The 775-nt window shown below is 71.2% G+C and carries 1 pseudogene; it reads right to left on the reverse strand.

Annotated elements, in window-relative coordinates:
• Positions 1-694, reverse strand: a pseudogene (locus A9X04_RS22460) (M17 family peptidase N-terminal domain-containing protein); the annotation flags it as partial.
• Positions 695-775: the final 81 nt, after the last annotated feature.

Genomic DNA, 775 nt, shown 5'->3' on the forward strand with positions numbered 1-775 from the left:
ACGTGATGCCCTTGCCGACCAACGCGACCCGCTTCGCCTGCTTCGGCTTCTTGGCCAGCTTCGACCCCCGGTGGGTCAGCCGCACCAGCCGTGGCGGCCTCGACGAGCCCTGGCCGACCCCGATCACGCCGCCATAGCCCGCCTTCTGCAGCGCCTTCTCGTCGAGCACCTCGACCTCGAGACCCACGGACTCACCCAGTGACCTTGCGCGCCTGGCGAATTCGGCGGGAAACAGGTGGCTCGGCGGCGTGTTGACGAAGTCACGGGCGGTGGCCACCGCGGTCGCCACGGCCGCGCCGTGGGCGCTGGCGGCTTTGGCCTCCTTCGCGGCCGACAGCACGGTGATCTTGCTCAGCCCTTTGTCTTTCGGCGCGGTCTTGCCGCTGCGGAACTCGGTGAACCGGTAGCTGCCGAGGATGAGTCCCTCGACGGCTGCCGAGCAGACGTCGGCGTCGAAGTCACCGGGCAGCGTGAGGAGCACCGCCTCGGCGGTGCCCAGCGACCGCGCCGCCACACCGGCGGCCCGACGGATCGTGTCGGCGGGCCACTCGGGTCGCGGTTTACCCAGTCCGATCGCCAGCACGCTGGACACCGGCAGCGACGGCACCACCAGGCGGTGGACCTGCTCGCTGCCGCCGGTGGCCTCCAGGGCCCGCAGGCCGGATTCGATTTCGGCGACCGCGTCGGCCGGCAGCGGCGACCCACCGGGGGTCGAAGCTGGCCAAGAAGCCGAAGCAGGCGAAGCGGGTCGCGTTGGTCGGCAAGGGCATCACGT

The organism is Mycobacterium sp. E3247 (assembly GCF_001667785.1).
GTDB lineage: Bacteria > Actinomycetota > Actinomycetes > Mycobacteriales > Mycobacteriaceae > Mycobacterium.